Source organism: Agrobacterium sp. SORGH_AS_0745 (assembly GCF_030818995.1).
Lineage (GTDB): Bacteria > Pseudomonadota > Alphaproteobacteria > Rhizobiales > Rhizobiaceae > Agrobacterium > Agrobacterium tumefaciens.
In genome coordinates this window covers 1,753,719-1,769,543 of record NZ_JAUTBI010000003.1, presented here as the reverse complement: position 1 = coordinate 1,769,543, position 15,825 = coordinate 1,753,719, and the positions used below count along the sequence as shown (strand labels likewise).

Sequence of the window (15,825 nt, the reverse complement as noted above, 5' to 3'; positions counted from 1 at the left end):
TCGCCTTGCTCCTTTGAGCGTTTCTGTTAAAAAACTCGTAAAGTCACACTTTATCCCACGCATCATACAAATGGGTCCCACTTCATGTCAGCCACCAAGCTTGCCATCGTCGGCGTCGGCAAAATCGTTCGCGACCAGCACCTTCCCGCCATCGCAGGCAATCCGGATTTTGAATTGATCTGCACGGCCAGCCGCCACGGTACCGTGGATGGCGTCGCTTCTTACGGCACCATCGAGACCATGCTGGAGGCCGTCGAGGATATCGAGGCCGTATCGCTCTGCATGCCGCCGCAGTACCGTTACGAGGCTGCATATGCGGCGCTGAATGCCGGCAAGCACGTTTTCCTCGAAAAGCCGCCGGGCGCAACGCTTTCGGAAGTTCAGGATCTCGTTCGCCTTGCGGATTCGAAGGGTCTTTCGCTATTTGCAAGCTGGCACTCGCGTTATGCGCCGGGCGTTGAAGCTGCAAAGGCGTTTCTCGCCTCGACAAAAATCGACAGCGTGCATGTCATCTGGAAAGAGGATGTGCGCCACTGGCACCCCAACCAGGCATGGATCTGGCAGGCGGGCGGTCTCGGTGTGTTCGATCCCGGCATCAACGCGCTGTCGATCATCACCCACATCCTGCCCCGCGCGCTGTTCCTGACCAAGGCAACGCTTGAGTTCCCGGAAAACCGCGACGCGCCCATCGCTGCCGAGCTGCATTTTTCCGACGTTACGAAAATGCCCGTGCGCGCCGAGTTCGACTGGCGCCAGACCGGCAAGCAGAGCTGGGATATCGTTGCCGAAACGGCGGCCGGGCAGATGGTGCTTTCGGAAGGCGGCGCGAAGCTCTCCATCAATGGCGAGCAGGCAGTGTCGGAACCCGAGCGGGAATATCCGGCGCTCTACGAGCGTTTTGCGGAAATCATCAAGGCCGGACGCTCTGATGTCGATCTTGCGCCATTGACTCATGTGGCCGATGCCTTCCTGCTCGGCCGCCACAAATTCGTGGATTCCTTCTACGACTGAGGAGCCCGAAAGGCTTTTGGAAGCCTTCCGGAAGACAGGTGCATCAAAGGGCGCGGCTGACGAAACGGTCGCGCCCTGACTTTTTTGCCTGATACAGTGCCTCGTCAACGCTGCGCAAAAGCGTGGCGCGGTCAGCACCGGCCTGAGGGGCGATGGCGCCGCCAATGCTGAGACGCGCACCGACCGCCTGCCCGTCAACATCAAAGGGTTCACGGAAGGCTGCCAGAAGCCTGTCTGCCAGTCCGTTCATCACCTCAGACCTGCTGGGACGGGGTATGAAAATGGCGAATTCGTCGCCTCCCATGCGCACCACCGTATCTTCGCTGCGGATCGAATTGCGAATGCGGTCGGCGGCAGCGGTCAGCACCCTGTCACCCGCCGGGTGGCCGAACGTGTCATTGATCGCCTTGAAACCGTCCAGATCGAGATAGAGCACGCCGAAGGCCTCGTTCTCACGCAGAGCCGCGCCAAGCTGGCCATCGACAATCGCCTCCAGCGCCTTGCGATTGTAAAAGCCGGTCAACGGATCAGTCATCACCGCATCCCGCAATTCACGCTCCGCCAGACTCATTGTGAAATTGGCCTTCTGTAAACGCAGGAGTGCGGCCGCCAGCAGCGCAAAGTGCTTCAGATTGTCAATTTCGCTTTGAGAGAATTTTCTCTGCACCGTATCGACAAGGCAAAAGGCGCCGACCACAAGACCCGGTTCCAGCTCGATCGGCGCGCCAGCATAGGAACGCAATCCGGGACCGCCCTTCACATAGGACATGAAGCGGAAATCCGGATGCTGGGTCAGATCGGAAATGACCACGACATCCTGCCTGGCAATTACTCGGTTGCATATCGACAGATCGCGCGGGCATTCCGAAAGTTGCATTCCCGCCTGTTCGGCAATATGGAGCCAGTCCTCATCGACGATATGGACGGCCGCACGCGGGACGTCAAAGACGCCCTGCCCCAATCGAGACAGCACTTCCAGTTCCGGCATCTCGGCATTCTTGACGGACATGATTGACCGCACCGCGACCAGACGCTCTATTTCCCCGTCGGGCCGTGAAATCGCCTGTCCCATGATGATGTCCTTCTGCTGTTTGGTCTGTGGCAGCCGCCACCGTCCGTCACCTGTCGGCCGGATCAGACAGCTATGTCTGATTCGGCTCATAATGCGAAAACCGGCAGGCTGCGCCACATGCGAATTTTTGCCAGTCTTTTTGTGTGGGAAACTGTGATCAGGCTTTCTTCTGCCAGCGGCCTTCCGGCGATTGCTGCCAATAGGTCAGCGCATGACCTTCGGTCTTCAGCCTTTTCCAGTGGTTCCGCGCCATTTCCAGCTGGTAGGCATCATATCCGTCGAACATGAACACTATCCGCTCATAGCCCTCCACCGCCGGCGGTTCGGCACCGTCGACGAGAAACCGCACACTCGCCTCGTTACCGTTCGCATTCGACGCCGTCAAAAGAATCGGCTGGTTTTGCGGCGCGGCAGAGCTATCCGTTGCGTGCGGCAGAAAACTGTCGTCACGAAAGGTCCACAGATGCGTGTCGAGGAAATCGCGGCGCTCCTCGTCCACCGTCTGGATCGCGACCTTCCAGCCGCGTTCCAGCGATTTTTCGAGCAAGGGCGGCAATGCATCCTCCAGCTTCGATTCCGTCAGATGGTAGAACAGGATTTCAGTCATCTGCGGACTTGCAGCTCCGGTCGCATCAATCTTCGTAGTGGGCGCGAACGAGTTCGTTCAGCAACCGCACACCGTAGCCGGATCCCCAGGACTGGTTGATCTCGGTCAACGGCGAACCCATGGCGGTGCCGGCGATATCGAGATGCGCCCAGGGTGTTTCGCCCACGAAACGCTTGAGGAACTGAGCGGCGGTGACAGAGCCCGCCAGACGGCCAGAGCTGTTCTTCATGTCGGCGAATTTGGAATCAATAATCTTGTCGTAATCCTTGCCCAGCGGCATGCGCCACAGCTTTTCCGCCGTAACATCGCCTGCCTGCGAAAGACGTGCAGCCAACTCGTCATCATTCGAGAAAAGGCCAGCCTGAAGATTGCCGAGTGCAACCGTGATCGCTCCCGTCAAGGTGGCGAGGTTGATCATGAATTTCGGGTTGAAACGCTCCTTGGCGTACCAGAGCGCATCGGCGAGAACCAGCCGGCCTTCGGCGTCGGTGTTTATGATCTCAATGGTCTGGCCGGACATGGAGGTGACGATATCGCCGGGACGCTGGGCGTTACCATCAGGCATGTTCTCCACCAGACCGATGACGCCGATCACATTGGCTTTCGCCTTGCGGGCCGCGAGCGTGTGCATGAGGCCGGTCACGGCGGCAGCGCCACCCATGTCGCCCTTCATGTCTTCCATGTTAAGGCCGGGCTTCAGCGAGATACCGCCGGTATCGAACACAACGCCCTTGCCGACGAAGGCGATAGGCTCGTCCTTCTTGGAGCCGCCGTTCCACTGCATGACCGCAAGCCGGGGCGGACGCGCCGAACCCTGCGCCACACCGAGAAGCGCGTTCATGCCAAGCTTCTTCAGCTCCTTCTCGCCGAGAATTTCGACCTCGACACCGAGCTTCTTTAACTCTTCCGCCTTTTCAGCGAACTCGACAGGACCGAGAACATTCGGCGGCAGGTTGACGAGATCACGCGCCAGGACAACGCCGCCCGCGACGGCCTCCGACACGGCAAAGGCCTTTTCCGCCTCCTGATGGACTGCCGTCACGATGACGATTTCTACTTTCTTCGGCGACTTCTCATCATCGGATTTCTTCTTGGTCTTATAGGCATCGAAGCTATAGGCACGCAGCAGCAGGCCAAGCGCAAAATCCGCAGCCGCCTGCGCACCGACATCGACGCCCGGGGCATCTAGATAGACGGCAACCTTGTCCGCCTTCCTGAAATTGGCGGCAGCGGTGCCGCCGGCACGCAACCAATCATGGGCGACAAGTTTCGCCGGCTTGCCGAGGCCAATGACGAGAAGCCGGTCGGCGCCCGAACCCTGCGGCGCAATCACGTCGAGTGTGGTCATGGACTTTGCGGAAAAGCCCGAAATCTTTGCCGCCCGTTCAAGCACGCCACCCGGATCGGCTTCCGATGCGCCGGCAGCTGCCTGCGCCTCACCCGAGGCTTGCAGCACAACGGCAAGGGTATTTTCAAGCGAGGCGGAATTGGCGAAAGAAATATCGAATTTGGCGGACATGTTTTCCTGCTCTTCGTGGATAACTTGCGTGTGCGCCCGATCATGGCCTTTTCGGCCCCCGGCGCAACCCTGCATTTTTAAAGGCTCACATTCTTTAAAGGCCGACATTCGCTAAAGGAAAGGCATTTTTGTGGAATGGCCGATCGCGTCATGAAACCGACAGCTTGTTCCACAAAAAGACACAGGCGGTGGAAAAATCATCGTGCAAAACATTTTTGTGAGCGTGCCGGAATAGCCAATTGCAAACGATGCGATTAGATAGGCGGAAATCCGGCGAGCGATCGCGCAGAAAAACAATGTCGACAAGGGCAGTATGAAGCTTCTCGAGAACTATATCCTGCGACGGACAACGCAGATGTTTCTGGTCGCGCTGCTGCCGGTGCTGGCCATCATCTGGACCATCCAGGTTCTCCAGAGAATCAACCTCGTCACCGATACCGGCCAGTCGATGGGCTCCTTCATGGCGCTGGCGACGATGATCCTGCCGACGCTGATTCCCGTCGTGTTGCCTTTCGCCCTCGTCATTGGCATCACCCAGACATTCACGGCGATGAACAACGATTCCGAGCTTGCCATCATCGATGCGGCCGGATCGTCGCGCTCTGTGATGTTTCGCCCGGTTATCATTCTGGCTGCCGTTCTAAGTGCGCTTTCCTTCACCATCACCAACTTCATCGAGCCGCCTGCCCGAAATTCGGCCAGGCAGATGGTGGCGGCTGCCTATGCCGACCTCCTCTCGTCGGTGATCGAGGAAAAGACCTTCCGCGCTGTTCAGGACGGCCTCTATGTGCAGATCGCCCAACGTCAGGGCCGTATCCTCAAGGGCCTGTTCGTCGCCGATCGCCGCGATCCGAATTTCGATCTTATCTATTACGCCAAGGAAGGCATGATCGATGAAAGCGGCACGTCGCTGACGATGCGCGACGGCGAAGTCCAGCAGAAAACACCTGATGGCAAGGTCTCCATCGTCAAGTTCCTGTCCTATGCCTTCGACCTTTCGACCATGTCGGAAAAGCAGACTTCCGAACCGTCGCTTTCTCCGGGCGATGCGAGCCTCGGTTTCCTTCTCTCGCCAGACGAGAACAACGCGAGTTACAAGCGGTCTCCCGAAAGCTTCCGCAGTGAGTTGCACAAGCGCCTGTCGGACTGGATGTTCGCCTTCGCCTTCGCACTGATATCGCTGGTCATAGCCGCTGATGCACGCTCGCATCGTGAAGCGCGGATGCATCCGATGGTCGCTGCGCTGGTGACGGCCTTCATGCTGCGCTGGCTCGGTTTCTACGTCACCAACCAGGTGAAGCAGAGCGCGGCCTTCATTCCGCTGGTCTATGCCGTGCCGGGCCTCAGCGGCGCCGCCGCCGCCTTTATTCTCATCACGGGTCGCAAGCCGAGAATGCCGAAGATCATCACGGATACGGCCAGCCGTCTGCGCCGTCTTTTCTCCAGCCGGCTGGCGCGAAGCTCGGGGAGCGGTAACGCATGATTTTCAGCACCCTCGCCCGGTATTTCCTCAAACGGTATCTGATCACGGCCATCTGGTTCCTGCTCGGCGTATCGGCAATTATCTATCTTGCCGATTTCAGCGAAACGGCGCGGCGCATGTCCAGCGTGCCAGGCTATTCTGTTCCAGGAGCACTTGGCCTCACCGCGCTTCGCCTGCCGCTGATCCTGCAGCAGACTATTCCCTTCATCGCGCTCTTCGTCGGCATGACGACGCTGATCTCGCTCAACCGGCGTTACGAGCTCGTCGTCACGCGTGCGGCGGGCGTCTCCGCCTGGCAATTCATCCTTCCTTTTGTCCTTGGTGCGGTGTTTCTCGGCATCCTGTCCGTCCTCGTCCTCAACCCAATCGCTGCATGGGGCCAGAACCGCTCGCTGTCGATGGAAGCGGGCTGGCGTAACGAAGGCAGCGGCGGACGCCAGCAGGACATCATTCCATGGATGCGCCAGTCGAGCGGCGGCCAGGACACCATTATCGGCGCCAAGAGCTTCGAAGACAACGGAACGATGCTTCTCGATGTGGTTCTGATCCACCTCGACAAGGACGGAAACATTGTCTCCCGGCAGGACGCGAAGTCGGCAAAGTTGGAAGATGGTTACTGGCTTCTTAACGGCGTCGCGGAAACCCGTGCGGGACATGTGCCAGTTCGGCAAGAGAGCACGCGGATCAGTACCAATCTGAGACGGGAATTCGTTCAGGAACGTATGACGCAGACGGAAACCGTTGCTTTCTTTGATCTTTCTCACAAGATCGAAGTTGCAAAGTCTTTTGGACTGTCGTCGAAAGCGCTTGAGACGCAGTATCATTTCCTGCTATCGACGCCCCTGCTTCTGGTTGCGATGACCTTGATCGCCGCGACAGTTTCATTAAAGTTTCAGCCGCTTCGCCCAGTCGCGCTCCGTGATTCTGGGTGGAATCGTTTCCGGCTTCGTGCTTTATGTAGTAACCGTGCTCGTAAGGGCATTCGGGAGTGGTGGCGTTGTCCCTCCCACCGTCGCGGTCTGGGTTCCAGTCATCGTGGCGTTGGCTTTGGGGGCAACCATTCTGCTTCATCAGGAGGACGGCTAGTGGCGGTATATGACCGCGGGAATATCAGGCGGCTTTGGACGGCCCTTCTGACAGGTGCCGCTGTGTGCGCATATTTGGCATCCAGCCCGGTCGCTTTCGGCCAGGGTGGTTTGCTTGCGCCCGGAAGCCAAGACGATTCGAAACTCCTGCTTACGGCAAATGAACTGACCTATAATCGCGATTCCCAGCGTGTCATCGCAAAGGGTGTGGTTCGCATGCATTATTCGGGCTACCGTATGGTGGCCCAGCAAGTGGAATATAATCAGCAGACGGGCCGCGTGATTGCGCACGGCAACATCGAGCTGATCGAGCCCGGCGGCAACAAGATCTATGCCGACGAGATGGATGTCACTGACGATTTCGGTCAGGGCTTCGTCAATGCGCTGCGCGTCGAGACCCCGGACAATACCCGCATCGCGGGTGAAAGCGCCGAACGGCTCGAAGGCGACCGCATGGTCCTCAATAACGGCGTCTATACCGCCTGTTTGCCCTGCGCCGAACGGCCCGAAAAGGCGCCGCTGTGGCAGGTCAAGGCTGAACGTGTCATTCAGGACGGCAAGACCCATACGATCCGGCTGGAAAAAGCCCGCTTGCAGCTTTTCGGCCATTCGATCGCATACGTCCCGTTCCTGACGGTTCCGGACAATACGGTGAAGCGGAAGTCCGGATTCCTGTTTCCGCAGATGAGCATTACCGACAACCTCGGTTTCGGCATCGGCGTGCCCTATTTCCAGGTTCTGTCCGACACCTCGGATGTGACCGTTACCCCGACCTATTACACGACGCAGGGTCTGCTTCTGCAGGCGGAACTGCGCCAGCGTTTCGAAACCGGCATGCACACCGTGACTGTCGCCGGCATCAGCCAGCTGAAGTCCGATACATTTACTGCCGGAACCAGTGACGCCCTCAACGACAATCGCGGCATGATTGCCAGCAAGGGTAACTTCTCCATCAATCCGCGCTGGGCGTTCGGTTGGGATGCCATGGTGCAGACCGACAACAACTTTTCGCGCACCTATGGGCTGAAGGGTTACAAGAACGACGTCCAGACCAATCAGATTTATTTGGCCGGCACAGGCGAGCGGAACAGCTTCGATGCCCGCGGCTATTATTTCAACGTTCAGGATACGGACAACAACGAATCCAACGAACGCAAGCAGGCCATCGTTCATCCGGTTGTCGACTACCGTTATTTCGTACCGGATCCGATCTATGGCGGCGAACTTTCGCTGACCACCAACCTGACCAGCATCACCCGCCAGAAACAGGATGCCTACGCGCTTGGAGGCTATTCGCGGTTCAACGGGCTTGAAGGAAACTATACGCGTCTTTCCACCGAAGCCGAATGGAAGCGCACCTTCACGATGGATAGCGGCCTGCAGATCACGCCGATCCTGGCCGCCCGTGGCGATGCGCTGTGGACGGATATGTCGGCGGCAAGCTTTACATCGGGTGGCACGTCCTATGCCTATCAGGGCATGATGCAGGACGATGCGGCGTTGCGCGGCATGGTAACCGGCGGTCTGGAAGTGCGTTACCCCTGGCTGTTCACGGCGCTAAACAGCAACCATGTGATCGAGCCGATTGCGCAGATTTTCGTGCGTCCGAACGAACAATATGCCGGCCGCTTTCCCAATGAAGATGCGCAGGCTTTCGTGTTCGACGCGACCAACCTGTTCGAACGTGACAAGTTCTCCGGTTTCGACCGGATCGAAGGCGGCACGCGCGCAAACATCGGTCTGCGCTACAACGGCACGTTTGACAATGGCTACGGCATTCGCGCCATTGCCGGCCAGTCTTTCCATCTGGCGGGCGACAATTCCTTCGCCTCTTACGATCTGCTCAATGTTGGTGCCAATTCCGGTCTCGAATCCGACCGGTCGGACTACGTCGCCATGGCAGCCTTCGATGCGCCGATCGGTCTTTCGCTGTCGTCGAGCCTGCGCTTCGACAAGGACAATCTCGAGATCAACCGTTCCGAGACAGGCGTCAGCTATTCGGACCGCCGCCTCACCGGCAAGCTCAGCTATACGCAGGTCAAGGCGCAGCCGCAGTACGGATACAATGAAGACCGCGATATCGTTCAGGCGTCCGGTACGCTGCGCATGGACGACAACTGGTCGCTGTTCGGCTCGATCAACTACGATCTGAACGGAAAATTTGCCGCCGAGCGCCGTATTGGCATCGCATATCAGGATGAATGCACGATCTTGACGGTCAGCTACTCCGACGAGGGCAATATCAATTCCAGCCGGCAGGCCGCCAATGACTGGTCGATCAATGCCCGTCTGGCATTCCGCACGCTCGGCGATGTCAGCATCGGTTCCGCAAACGAGGACTGGGCCGATATGGATATCGGCTGGAAACCGAACAATTACTGAGTTTAAAGGCAGGCCATACAGCATCGTGGCCTGCCTTTTTGCCATCCAGCCAGTAAAAGTCACGGTTTTGCCGCAACAACGCGCCAGGGTCCGTCCGGTATAGAACCATCGGGTTTCTTTCAACAAACCGACACATTGCCGTCTTGCAGATCGCGATGATATATACGTGGCAAATTCGCGGTGCGGATGCACAGGTGCAGATCTGAGAAGCCGGGGTAAGGAATATTCCCCATTGGCAGACAGAACAGATTGGCGGGACGGGGAAACAGACCCCCGCCCGACGAAAGGGAGAAGGATATGATGAATTTCGGAAAGACGGCTTTGCGTGGCGCTGCTTTCGCCTTTGCGATATTCGCCGTTCCCATGGCCGTTGCGCCCTTTGCCAGCCAGGCCTTCGCCGACAGCACGGTCAAGATCGTCGTCAACAAGACCCCCATTACCAATGATGATATTGCCAAGCGCGTCGCCTTTCTGAAGTTGCAGCGTCAATCTGGCAATCTCGCCGAAAAAGCGCGCGAGCAGCTAGTTGATGAGGCGCTGAAGCGCGAAGAAATCGGCCGGGTGAAAATGTCCGTCAGCACCCAAGAAGTCGATGCGGCTTTTGCGCGCTTTGCTGCAAACAACAAGATGAACCCGCAACAGCTGACGCAGATCCTCTCCAAGGCCGGTGTCGGTGCGGACCACTTCAAATCCTTCATCGCCGTGCAGATGAGCTGGCCGCGCCTTGTGAACGCCCGTTATGGTGCGCGTGGCAAGATGTCTAACCAGGACCTCGTCACCCGCCTGAGGGAACGCGGCGACAAGCCGGTAACGACGGAATATTTCCTGCAACAGGTGATCTTTGTCATTCCGGAATCGAAGCGCAATGCCATCACCGGCAAGCGCAAGGCCGAGGCTGAAGCCTCGCGCAAGCGTTATCCGGGCTGCGACCAGGCCATGACTTTCGCGGCCACCATGCGGGACGTGGCGATCAAGGATCTTGGACGGATTCTGGCGCCCGAACTGCCGGAAGAGTGGAAGCCTCTCGTGGAAAAGACCAAGGAAGGCGGCACCACAGGAACACGTGTGACCGAAAAGGGCGTCGAATATCTGGCAATCTGCAAGCAGCGTCAGGTTTCCGACGATTACGCGGCGGAAATGGTGTTCAAGTCCGAAGACCTGATGAAGGCCAAGGGTGGCGAAAACCCGAACGAGAAGAAATATATGGATGAGCTGCGCAAGAAGGCGCAGATCGTCAACACCTGATACGAGAGCCGGCCTTTCCGTGACACATGCATCCCTGCCGCTTGCCCTGACACAGGGAGATCCAGCCGGTATCGGCCCTGATATCGCCATTGCCGCCTGGGCCAAGCGCCGGGAGAACGGCGTGGCGCCCTTCATCTTCATCGGCGATCCCGATGTGGTGGCGAGCCGTGCGGCGCTGCTTGGCATACCGGTCAATATCGAGACCTGCGAAGCGGCGGATGCCGTCGGCGTGTTCGACCGTGCTTTTCCCGTTCTTCCTCTTCCCGTCGGTTTCGAGGTTCAGGCCGGCCAGCCGCATGTCGGAGCCGCTCATGCGACGATCAAGGCGATCGAGCTCGCCGTTGCCTTGACGGTCGAGGGCAAGGCTTCCGCCGTCGTCACCAATCCGATTGCGAAATCCGTGCTTTACGAAGCAGGCTTCGGTTTTCCCGGTCACACGGAATTTCTCGCCGATCTGGCTTTACGCCTGACCGGCAAACAGGTGATGCCGGTGATGATGATTGCCGGACCCAAGGTCCGCGTCGTGCCGGTAACGATCCATATCCCAGTAAAAGACGTGCCTTCGGCGCTGACGGAAGAGCTGATCGTTACGACCTGCCGCATTATCGATGCTGATCTACGGCAGAAATTCGGCATCGAGGCACCACGACTGGCGGTCGCCGGTCTCAATCCGCACGCGGGTGAAGACGGGGCATTGGGCACGGAGGACCGCGATGTGGTTCACCCTGCGACCATACGGTTGCGGAAAGACGGGATCGACGCTTTCGGCCCCCTGCCCGCCGATACGATGTTCCACGATGCCGCCCGCAGGCGCTATGATGTCGCCGTCTGCATGTATCACGATCAGGCCCTTATCCCGGCCAAGGCGCTTGGCTTTGACGATTCCGTCAATGTCACGCTCGGCCTGCCCTTCATCCGGACCTCGCCCGACCACGGCACCGCCTTCGGCATCGCCGGCCAGGGCATTGCCAGCGAAACGAGCCTTGTCGCAGCGCTGAAGATGGCGGCGGAGATTTCTCTTCGCAGCCGGGTCGGCGCATAATGGCCGCGATTGACGGATTGCCGCCGCTACGCGATGTCATTCAGCGCCATGGGCTAGACGCTAAGAAGTCGCTCGGGCAGAACTTCTTGTTCGATCTCAATCTCACCCAGAAGATCGCCCGAACCGCTGGGCCGCTTGACGGCGTGACGGTCATTGAGGTTGGCCCCGGGCCTGGCGGCCTCACCCGCGCCATTCTATCGCTCGGTGCCAAAAAGGTTATCGCCATTGAGCGGGACAGCCGCTGCCTGCCGGCACTTGCGGAGATCGAAGCGCATTATCCCGGACGTCTTGAGGTCATCGAGGGTGATGCGCTGAAGACCGATTTCGAGGCTTTGGTTCCCGCTGGCGAACCGGTGCGGATCATTGCCAACCTGCCTTACAATGTCGGCACGCAATTGCTGGTCAACTGGCTGCTGCCGAAAGAATGGCCGCCTTTCTGGCTCTCCATGACGCTGATGTTCCAGAAGGAAGTCGGCCAGCGCATCGTGGCAGAAGAAGGCGACAACCATTACGGCCGCCTTGGCGTTCTCGCCGGCTGGCGCACGGTTTCGGAAATGGCCTTCGACGTCCCGCCGCAGGCCTTCAGCCCACCGCCTAAGGTTACCTCGACGGTCGTGCATCTGCTGCCAAAGGAAAAGCCGCTGCCCTGCGATGTCGCGAAGCTCGAAAAGGTAACGGAAGCCGCCTTCGGCCAACGCCGCAAGATGCTGCGCCAGAGCGTGAAAAGCCTTGGCGGTGAAGTTCTGCTGGAAAAGGCAGGCATCGACGCGACACGACGGGCTGAAACGCTGTCGGTCGAGGAATTTGTGACGCTGGCGAACTGCCTGTAATTGAAGGCGACGTTTCGGCACTTCTAACGCGGGTGACAGAATTAGAGGACAAGCGCGTGGAGAGTGCCGGTTTTCACTACAAGCTACACATGCCCGTCGGATCGCCTGATTGCGCAGTCGTGTTGCTACACGGTTCGGGAAGAACGGAGGAAGATCTCGCTTCGTTTGGCCGTACCGTTTTTCCCAACGGCATTCTGTATGCTCCGAGAGGCATTGTGCCATGGGAAAATGGCTTTGCGTTTTTTCGCAGAAAGCCCGATAGACAACTCGATATCGACGACCTGAAACATCAAGCCGCCGGGCTTTGCCGGTTTATCGAATTCGTATTTCAGCAGACGGGGCAAAGACCCTTTCTCGTGGGATATTCAAACGGTGCGATCATCGCGGCTGAAACAATCTGCCAGGATCGTCATCTGTCGAGGGGTGCCATTCTGCTTCGGCCACTATCCCCACGCAATAACGAGCATTTTCCGAAGCTCACCGGATATCCTGCGCTCCTGCTTGCAGGTGCACATGATGAGCGGCGGCATCGCGATGATGCGCCCCATTTGGCCGATCAATTTTCGATTGCGGGCGCGGATGTGGTACTGGAGACACTCGACACAGGCCACGGCTGGGCAACAGACGCGGCAGACGAGCGCGTGTCCCGGCAATGGCTACGTCAGCATTAGAGATAACACGCCGCTTTAACTGCCAAATCAGAGCTGCGGTTCTTCCGCAAGCAGTCCGCGCACGAAATCGAACATGCCGTGGCGGCGGTCGCGGCGCACACGTTCGGCCTTGACTATCGCTTCTACGGCCTCGAAGGCCGCCTGCAGGTCGTCGTTGAGGATGACGTAGTCGTAATCGCGCCAGTGCTCGATCTCGGCGCGGGAATTGAGAAGCCGGGTCTGGATCACCGCTTCGGTGTCCTCGGCGCGGCGGTGCAGGCGCGATTGCAGCTCGGTCATGGTTGGCGGCAGGATGAAGATCGACACGACGTCGGCCTTCATCTTGTCCTGAAGCTGCTCGGCGCCCTGCCAGTCGATGTCGAACAGCATGTCGCGTCCGGCCGCCATCGCCACTTCCACCGGCTCGCGCGGCGTGCCGTAAAAATTGCCGTGAACCTCGGCCCATTCCAGAAGCTCATCGCTGTCACGCAGCCGTTCGAAGTCGCGCTTGGAGATGAAGTGGTAGTGGATGCCTTCAATCTCGCTCTGGCGGCGCGGGCGCGTCGTCACGCTGACGGACAGGCTGATGTTCTTGTCCTTGTCGAGCAGGTTGCGCGCTATCGTGGATTTACCAGCGCCCGATGGCGATGAAATCACCAGCATCAGCCCTCTGCGGGCAATCGTAACAGGGGAATTGTTCACCGGAACCATGGGTCTACTCCAGATTTTGGACCTGCTCGCGGAACTGGTCGATAACCACTTTCAGCTCTATGCCTGCTGCGGTTACCGCACTGGCGTTCGATTTGGAACAGATTGTATTCGACTCGCGGTTAAATTCCTGTGCAAGAAAATCGAGCTTGCGGCCAACTGGCCCGCCATGAGCCAAAAGTTCGCGCGATGCCTGGACATGTGCGTGTAGCCGGTCGACCTCTTCGCGCAGATCCGCTTTGGTAGCGATCAGTGCGGCCTCGGCGTGCAGACGGTCGCGATCGAGCCCGTGCATGCCATCGCCAATAAGGGCAATCTGCTGGGCAAGCCTTGCAGCGATCTGTTCCGGCTGGCGGGAAGGATCGTTTTCGATGAGGTTCACGAGTTGCTCGATCCTGTCGATCTGCCCGGACAGGATGGCAAACAGGGACGCCCCTTCCCGCTCGCGCATGTCCTTCAGCTTCTCGACGGCGGCGGCAAAGCCCGCAAGCACGTCGGCGTTGCGCGCGGCCTGCGCCTCGGCGTCATCTTCCGCCTCGCGAAAATCGACGAGCCCGCGCAGCGACAGTAGCGTATCGAAGCTCAGCGGCTTGTCGTCGACGACGTCGCCCAGTTCTTCCTTGAGAGCGAGAACTGCGGCAAGAGCATCGCGGTTGATCACCGCTTCCAGCCGGTTTTCCGCAATCGCCAGCGTCAATCCCGCCTGAATATTGCCGCGGGAAAGATGCTGTGCCGCGATTTCCCGCAGGCCCGTTTCCAGCGCTTCCAGACCGTTTGGCAGGCGCAGGCGCACATCGAGCCCCTTGCCGTTCACCGAGCGCAATTCCCACGCCCAGCGGTAACGGCCGGAGGTTCCTTCGCTGCGCGCGAACCCGGTCATCGATTGCAATGTCATATTCAGAAAGCCCCCATCATGCCGTGCAAAAAACCGGGCCTTGCGATGACAAGGCCCGGTCAGAACTATCAGTTATTGGCCGGTTTTTCCGCCTCGGTGCCGCCGGGCTGACCATCCACGACAACATCGGGATTGGCGCCGGAAGCCGCTTTTTCGGCCTCGATCTTGCGCCAGCGGCGCACATTGGCGTTATGTTCGTCCAGCGTCTTTGCAAACACATGGCCGCCGGTGCCATCGGCAACAAAGTAGATGTCATCGGTGCGCCACGGGTTGGCAACCGCCTCGAGTGCGGCCCGGCCCGGATTGGCGATGGGAGACGGTGGCAGGCCCTTGATGACATAGGTATTGAAGGGCGTCTGCTTTTGCAGGTCCGACTGGTAGATCGGACGGTCGGACGGTTTGCCGTCGCCGCCGAAGAGACCGTAGATGATCGTCGGGTCAGATTGCAGGCGCATGCCCTTCTTCAGCCGGTTGTAGAACACCGAAGCGACATGGGCGCGCTCGTCGTCCTTGCCGGTTTCCTTCTCCACGATCGAGGCGAGCGTCACGAATTCCTCGACCGTCTTGATCGGCAGGTCTGGGTCACGACGTTCCCAGATCATGTCGATCAGCTTCTCCTGCGCCGCGCTCATCTGGTTGATGATTTCCTCACGCTTCGTACCACGGGTAAAGCGATAGGTATCGGGGCGAAGGCTGCCTTCCGGCGGCAGGGTGGCGGGCAATTCGCCGTCCAGCACCTCGTCGGCGGCAAGCCGCGCGAACATCTGTTTGACGGTCAGTCCTTCCGGCAACGATACGGAATAAAGGATCGATTTGCCCGACTCCAAGAGCATCATGATATCCTTCATTGATGCGCCGGCCTTGATTTCGTATTCGCCCGCCTTCAGCGTCTGGTCCTTTTGCAGGTAGCTGCCCGTCATCAGGCGGAAGACACGGGCATTGGATACGACGTCATTGCGCTCGAGATTATTGGCGATCTCGATGAGGCCTGCGCCGTTGCGCACGGTGAAATGTGTGTTCGTCTGAAGCGGACCGGGCTCCTGGAACGCATTGATCATGTAATAGAAGGCTGCGACAGCAAGCACACAGACGGCAACCGCAAGCGTCATCAGAAAATTCAGGAAGATCACCAGCTGGCCATGGGCCTTGCGGGAACGCTTCGGTGGAGCCGGCACTTTTTCCGGCCGAAGCGCTTCGGTCGGGGATTTCGGGATGATCGGGCCGCGATTGCCCTCACCCGCGCCGTCTCGTCCGTATGGTCCCTGGCTGTTCTGGTTCGTGTCGCTCACCGTCGGT

General features: G+C 58.8%; 13 protein-coding genes and 1 pseudogene. 8 read left to right on the top strand and 6 right to left on the bottom strand.

The features are described 5' to 3' along the window. The first annotated feature begins 84 nt into the window (after positions 1–84). The gene (locus tag QE432_RS18370; protein ID WP_003512408.1) at positions 85–1,011 is read left to right on the top strand and encodes a Gfo/Idh/MocA family protein; all 927 of its coding nucleotides are present in this window, start codon (positions 85–87) and stop codon (positions 1,009–1,011) included. 43 nt (positions 1,012–1,054) lie between these two features. On the opposite strand, the gene QE432_RS18365 is transcribed toward QE432_RS18370, so the two are convergent. From QE432_RS18365 to QE432_RS18355, 3 genes are all read right to left on the bottom strand, one after another. Further along, on the bottom strand, positions 1,055–2,083 hold the full coding sequence (locus QE432_RS18365; RefSeq protein WP_306627087.1) for a sensor domain-containing diguanylate cyclase: 1,029 nt from the start codon (positions 2,081–2,083) through the stop codon (positions 1,055–1,057). A gap of 157 nt (positions 2,084–2,240) precedes the next feature. Next, positions 2,241–2,690 carry a DNA polymerase III subunit chi gene (locus QE432_RS18360; protein WP_003512404.1) on the bottom strand — a complete coding sequence of 150 codons (450 nt, stop codon included), beginning with the start codon at positions 2,688–2,690 and terminating at the stop codon, positions 2,241–2,243. A gap of 25 nt (positions 2,691–2,715) precedes the next feature. Then, positions 2,716–4,209 (bottom strand): leucyl aminopeptidase, encoded by a 1,494-nt coding sequence (locus QE432_RS18355; protein WP_065704783.1) that lies wholly within the window; start codon positions 4,207–4,209, stop codon positions 2,716–2,718. A 313-nt stretch (positions 4,210–4,522) separates the two neighbouring features. Between QE432_RS18355 and QE432_RS18350 the strand changes: the two genes are divergently transcribed. The 7 genes and pseudogenes from QE432_RS18350 (at position 4,523) to QE432_RS18320 (ending at position 12,947) form a co-directional block, all read left to right on the top strand. Beyond that, positions 4,523–5,692 (top strand): LptF/LptG family permease, encoded by a 1,170-nt coding sequence (locus tag QE432_RS18350; protein WP_111795917.1) that lies wholly within the window; start codon positions 4,523–4,525, stop codon positions 5,690–5,692. Next, a pseudogene (gene lptG / locus QE432_RS18345) lies at positions 5,689–6,778 on the top strand (LPS export ABC transporter permease LptG). Before QE432_RS18350 ends, lptG begins: the two are co-directional and overlap by 4 nt. Continuing rightward, the gene (locus tag QE432_RS18340; RefSeq protein ID WP_111783174.1) at positions 6,778–9,159 is read left to right on the top strand and encodes an LPS-assembly protein LptD; all 2,382 of its coding nucleotides are present in this window, start codon (positions 6,778–6,780) and stop codon (positions 9,157–9,159) included. Before lptG ends, QE432_RS18340 begins: the two are co-directional and overlap by 1 nt. A 297-nt stretch (positions 9,160–9,456) precedes the next feature. Then, the gene (locus QE432_RS18335; RefSeq protein ID WP_019565400.1) at positions 9,457–10,404 is read left to right on the top strand and encodes a SurA N-terminal domain-containing protein; all 948 of its coding nucleotides are present in this window, start codon (positions 9,457–9,459) and stop codon (positions 10,402–10,404) included. Positions 10,405–10,423: 19 nt separating this feature from the next. Further along, positions 10,424–11,446: a 4-hydroxythreonine-4-phosphate dehydrogenase PdxA gene (pdxA, locus tag QE432_RS18330; RefSeq protein ID WP_025592978.1), complete on the top strand. Its 1,023-nt coding sequence runs from the start codon at positions 10,424–10,426 to the stop codon at positions 11,444–11,446. Next, a complete protein-coding gene (gene rsmA / locus QE432_RS18325) occupies positions 11,446–12,276 on the top strand; it encodes a 16S rRNA (adenine(1518)-N(6)/adenine(1519)-N(6))-dimethyltransferase RsmA (RefSeq protein WP_013635841.1) in 831 nt (276 codons plus the stop codon). Before pdxA ends, rsmA begins: the two co-directional genes overlap by 1 nt. A gap of 56 nt (positions 12,277–12,332) precedes the next feature. After that, a complete protein-coding gene (locus QE432_RS18320; RefSeq protein WP_306625226.1) occupies positions 12,333–12,947 on the top strand; it encodes an alpha/beta hydrolase in 615 nt (204 codons plus the stop codon). Positions 12,948–12,974: 27 nt separating this feature from the next. Here the strand turns inward: QE432_RS18320 and gmk are convergent, their stop codons facing one another. From gmk to mltG, 3 genes are all read right to left on the bottom strand, one after another. Further along, a complete protein-coding gene (gene gmk, locus QE432_RS18315; protein ID WP_003512388.1) occupies positions 12,975–13,637 on the bottom strand; it encodes a guanylate kinase in 663 nt (220 codons plus the stop codon). 4 nt (positions 13,638–13,641) lie between these two features. Then, complete coding sequence (locus tag QE432_RS18310; RefSeq protein ID WP_003512385.1) at positions 13,642–14,529, bottom strand: YicC/YloC family endoribonuclease; 888 nt, start codon at positions 14,527–14,529, stop codon at positions 13,642–13,644. A gap of 68 nt (positions 14,530–14,597) precedes the next feature. Continuing rightward, positions 14,598–15,818 (bottom strand): endolytic transglycosylase MltG, encoded by a 1,221-nt coding sequence (mltG, locus tag QE432_RS18305; RefSeq protein ID WP_003512383.1) that lies wholly within the window; start codon positions 15,816–15,818, stop codon positions 14,598–14,600. Positions 15,819–15,825: the final 7 nt, after the last annotated feature.

Excerpts from the sequence above, each read along its gene's own strand:
- QE432_RS18370 (WP_003512408.1), top strand. The coding sequence starts at position 85 with ATGTCAGCCACCAAGCTTGCCATCGTCGGCGTCGGCAAAATCGTTCGC.
- QE432_RS18365 (WP_306627087.1), bottom strand. The coding sequence starts at position 2,083 with ATGGGACAGGCGATTTCACGGCCCGACGGGGAAATAGAGCGTCTGGTC.
- QE432_RS18360 (WP_003512404.1), bottom strand. The coding sequence starts at position 2,690 with ATGACTGAAATCCTGTTCTACCATCTGACGGAATCGAAGCTGGAGGAT.
- QE432_RS18355 (WP_065704783.1), bottom strand. The coding sequence starts at position 4,209 with ATGTCCGCCAAATTCGATATTTCTTTCGCCAATTCCGCCTCGCTTGAA.
- QE432_RS18350 (WP_111795917.1), top strand. The coding sequence starts at position 4,523 with ATGAAGCTTCTCGAGAACTATATCCTGCGACGGACAACGCAGATGTTT.
- QE432_RS18335 (WP_019565400.1), top strand. The coding sequence starts at position 9,457 with ATGATGAATTTCGGAAAGACGGCTTTGCGTGGCGCTGCTTTCGCCTTT.
- rsmA (WP_013635841.1), top strand. The coding sequence starts at position 11,446 with ATGGCCGCGATTGACGGATTGCCGCCGCTACGCGATGTCATTCAGCGC.
- gmk (WP_003512388.1), bottom strand. The coding sequence starts at position 13,637 with ATGGTTCCGGTGAACAATTCCCCTGTTACGATTGCCCGCAGAGGGCTG.
- QE432_RS18310 (WP_003512385.1), bottom strand. The coding sequence starts at position 14,529 with ATGACATTGCAATCGATGACCGGGTTCGCGCGCAGCGAAGGAACCTCC.